General features: G+C 29.8%; 3 protein-coding genes. All 3 read right to left on the minus strand.

Translation table 11 applies throughout. The annotated features are described in order from the left end of the window. Nucleotides 1-320 precede the first annotated feature (320 nt). The 3 genes from C4S38_RS15580 to C4S38_RS15590 all read right to left on the minus strand — a co-directional run bounded on the left by C4S38_RS15580 (nucleotide 321) and on the right by C4S38_RS15590 (nucleotide 2,996). Nucleotides 321-1,346 (minus strand): 6-bladed beta-propeller, encoded by a 1,026-nt coding sequence (locus C4S38_RS15580; RefSeq protein WP_103984474.1) that lies wholly within the window; start codon nucleotides 1,344-1,346, stop codon nucleotides 321-323. A 131-nt stretch (nucleotides 1,347-1,477) separates the two neighbouring features. Next, entirely contained in the window at nucleotides 1,478-2,626 is a 1,149-nt protein-coding gene (locus tag C4S38_RS15585; RefSeq protein WP_103984472.1) for a DUF4221 family protein, read from the minus strand. Nucleotides 2,627-2,732: 106 nt separating this feature from the next. Beyond that, on the minus strand, nucleotides 2,733-2,996 hold the full coding sequence (locus C4S38_RS15590) for an NVEALA domain-containing protein (RefSeq protein ID WP_394340860.1): 264 nt from the start codon (nucleotides 2,994-2,996) through the stop codon (nucleotides 2,733-2,735). Between the last annotated feature and the right edge of the window lie 761 nt (nucleotides 2,997-3,757).

The following is a 3,757-nucleotide window of genomic DNA, read 5'->3' on the forward strand; positions in this document are numbered from 1 at the left end:
CAAATTACTTACATTTGTTTAATGACAGAAAAGTTATATGTATAATATCTTGAATTATAAAAGGTTCTGCTTTTAGGGCTAAAATTGGGCTTACCAACTGGAATTATAGGATATTGATTAATAAATTGTATTTTTGTATTGAAAACGCTAATGAATTATTACATACCATGAAGAAAATAATGAAGATAGTGATACTTGGATTTACCTATTTACTATCATGTGTCTGCAAAAAAATGAATGACTCGATCAGGCTATCAAAAGATTACGTGATTCTTTAAAAGGAATCCCAGTCTTACATATAGAAAATGTACGTGGGGGGCTTAAAGATTTAAATCTAAGTAAGACACCTGCATTTCGTCATCAAGATTCATTATGATTCTATTGTTTTCCTTATCATAGCAAAAGGTGAGAATAGGATGTCCTACTTCTAAAGTTTGTATATAGTCGCCGTTTTTATCAAAAATCAAAAATTTAGTAGGATTCATAACTGTTATCCCTCCTCCTTTACCATTTATTATTCTTTTCTCTCCCAGATAGCTAGCTACAATATAGTCTTTGCAAAAGACAACATCTCTATAATGCCTGTTCTCACTGGAATTTTTCGTATTCCACTTTGCGCCATATATATTGCATTTAAAATCACCATTAAGATAACCAATCGTCATTAAATCATGATACCAATAACACTCAACATATAAGTTGTTTTCAATGGATATGGCAGAACTGACTCGTTTCCTTTCTATTTCCGGATGTTTTAAGTATTTCATAGGTTTTACTTCCCCTGTTTCCATATTCCACTTGGCAACTATAGGTGTATAATCTGAGTTGCTCAATACTTTTGAGAATAATCCTATTGATAAAGTATCATTTATATAGTCATAAGTATCCGGATACATGGTATTGTCCAACTTTATTTTTTCTATTGGCATATAGTCCGGATTTACAAGAATACTATCCATATAAAAACTAAAGATTTTCTGTTTCCCATGATCTGTTACATAAAAAATGCGATCAGCTTCATTAATTCCGATACGCCCCAGATTTGCAATTTCTTGTGGTCCTTCTCCTCTATCCCCGGTGCTTGTAATATATTTGAAAGAATTCTTATCAAAAATATGTATTAGTTTATCCGGTGATTTGTAGTCGTTTATTATTAAAAAATTATCCATAATATATGGTATCGCAAAACTAGAAACAGGGTTTTCCTCCATTTCTATCTTTACAATCTTATCTTGAACATCAACAATATTATTACGACTGTTTTGATGTTTTTCTGTATTTGAATTATTTGTACAATTCCAACACAAATAAGCTAATAGTATAATTAATAAGTTATGTAATTTCATCTCAAAAATGCATTTTAGTATTATACAAAATAATAATATACAATAACGCATATATATTTTATTTTAGATAATTGGAGTAGAAGAAGTGCAATTATAAACAATTACACTTCTTTAATCGTTATATGTGGTTCTCATGGATTTGTACAAAAAATATCCATCTGGAGTATATCTGGATTTTTTGAGGTGTCTAAAATATTTTCTATAAAAATCAAGAGACCTTTTTTTGTAATTCCCCAACCATTAAAATAGTTATAAGTTTTAGGGCTTAATTGTTGCTCATTTATTATGTGAAAATTTGAATCTAAAATAGTCAAATAAATATTTTTACTTTCATATTGTTCATTAAACTCTTTATTCTTAGAATAAGAGGCAATTTTATCTAAATGCAATCTATAATACACATTCTCTTTTGGAGAGTATATAACTTCAAAAAAATGAACGTTCTCTAGCAGATGTTTATCTGCTTTCTGAAAATCATAAGGCATAGTTAATTCTGAAACTAAATTTTTTGTGTATTTACTTTGTCCATCAACTGTATTTTTTTTACCGGTTTTTATATCTATATAATATATATTTGAACTGATTGGATAGTTGTAAATAATATATTTATCTGTAAATGTAACATTAGGCATTTGCTTCCATCCAAAATTTGTTCCTGCTTTATTTTCGATGCTATTTCCTTCGATTTCAAATGATTTTAAATTATCAGTCAAAATTGAATATTCGCATATATTGTATTTGGTACGATCTTTATTAGGTGTTACAGCCAAGTAGAATATTGAATTTCTTGCCGGGTGATAATAAAAAGTACTGGTAGATCTTGAAAAATTTTTATCTATCATGATGAACCCACCTTCAGGGATTGGTAGTTTAAAACTATTTGTGACTTTTCCAATCGAATTAATTAGGTATAAATTTTCTTGGCTGTAAATCCAAATACTGTCAGGATTGGAAACACATAATCCGGATATATTTTTTAGAACACCGTCTTTTCCTTCTGTTGCTAAAGAGATATGAGAAACTGTTTTATTATCGATGTTAAACTTGTCTATGGAATGTGTTAACCTATTATAGGCGTATAAATATTCTTTATTATCCTCTTTTGGATAAGTAGAAATAAAACTGTATGATGTAAGTGATTGGTCATCAATAGAAATATTGATACTTATTTTTTCTAACTCTTTGGTTTGATTATACAAAACCTTTGATAGATCTTTACTCTTTTGTTGACAAGATGTAAATAGAACTAAAAATGCTCCAAATATTGATATCAGTTTCATGCTAATCCGGTTTTTGTGAATACTTAATTCTAGTCTTAAATAGTTTTTGAATTATCGGGGTTATAGTTTGCTACTTATTCATGACTAATGAAAAATGCCTAAATAATTAAGGACAACTTCTTGGTCCACCACATAAAGGACCGGTTACTGAAGTTATACATTGTGTACCAACTCGAGATCCACAGTGATGTTCATAATATTGTATTCCTCCTCCTTGTTCCCCACCGGCTAGTGCTTCCACATTCTCTAGAGCCAAGTCACTTAAACTAACTTCATTCTTATTCTCATTTACATTCCATGCAGCCCCAGCAGCCACTATCGCAACAATTGCTATACCAAATAGTTTCTTCTTTATGATATTTTTATGTATTTATGTTATTAATTTTTTAATCGTTTATTTCTTATTTACTCTTCTTCAATAAGAAATTCCTTTATTCTTTAATTCTTCTTACTTTTGCTCCATCACCTCCTTTCTTTTAAGGTGGAGACAAGGGGGAAGGTTACCGGAAGAGTTCTAATGTCTGAGAGGTTTCTTTCCCTGCTTCTTATTATATCGCTTGTCCTCGAATTTTTAATGTTATTGGTTGCTCCGTATTACATTTACCATTATGGTTTCATCGAACATTCCCTGTATTTTGTATGATGAAATCTGTTTTTTGCCTGTTTCACCTTAACATTTCCTAAGCTTATATCTGCAGGGCTAACCTTTGCAGTTGTAATGATCGGTCGATTTGTTACTTCTCTTCTTTGTGTGAGTTGTTTTAAATATAACTCTTTAACAGCCAAATTATGAATAGGATTTCCTATTACGATAACTTTATTGTTTTTAATCCAATAAAAAAGTTAGCTGTACCCTTAATTTACATTCAGATTATAGTTGGAAAATATTCTTTTTTTCTCTGCCTTACCTATCCCCATCCTGTATCTCCAAAAGTACTATAAACAAAGAACGGAAAATATTCTAATGTAGTTCAAATAAATAAACTGACAATTAGCTGACATCTTATTATAATGATGTGAGATATAGAATGTTTATTTTAAAACCAGTTTATTATACCATTGCTATATGTGAAAATCCGTTCTTGTATTTTGGGAGCAATAACTTTATAGATTGTATTTTGAGGGATTTGT

Origin of the sequence: Parabacteroides chinchillae (assembly GCF_900108035.1) — a bacterium.
In the GTDB taxonomy this organism is placed as follows: Bacteria; Bacteroidota; Bacteroidia; order Bacteroidales; family Tannerellaceae; genus Parabacteroides; species Parabacteroides chinchillae.

Bases quoted from the DNA above. Each gene is read 5' to 3' on its own strand.
- C4S38_RS15585 (WP_103984472.1), bottom strand. From the start codon at position 2,626: ATGAAACTGATATCAATATTTGGAGCATTTTTAGTTCTATTTACATCT.
- C4S38_RS15580 (WP_103984474.1), bottom strand. From the start codon at position 1,346: ATGAAATTACATAACTTATTAATTATACTATTAGCTTATTTGTGTTGG.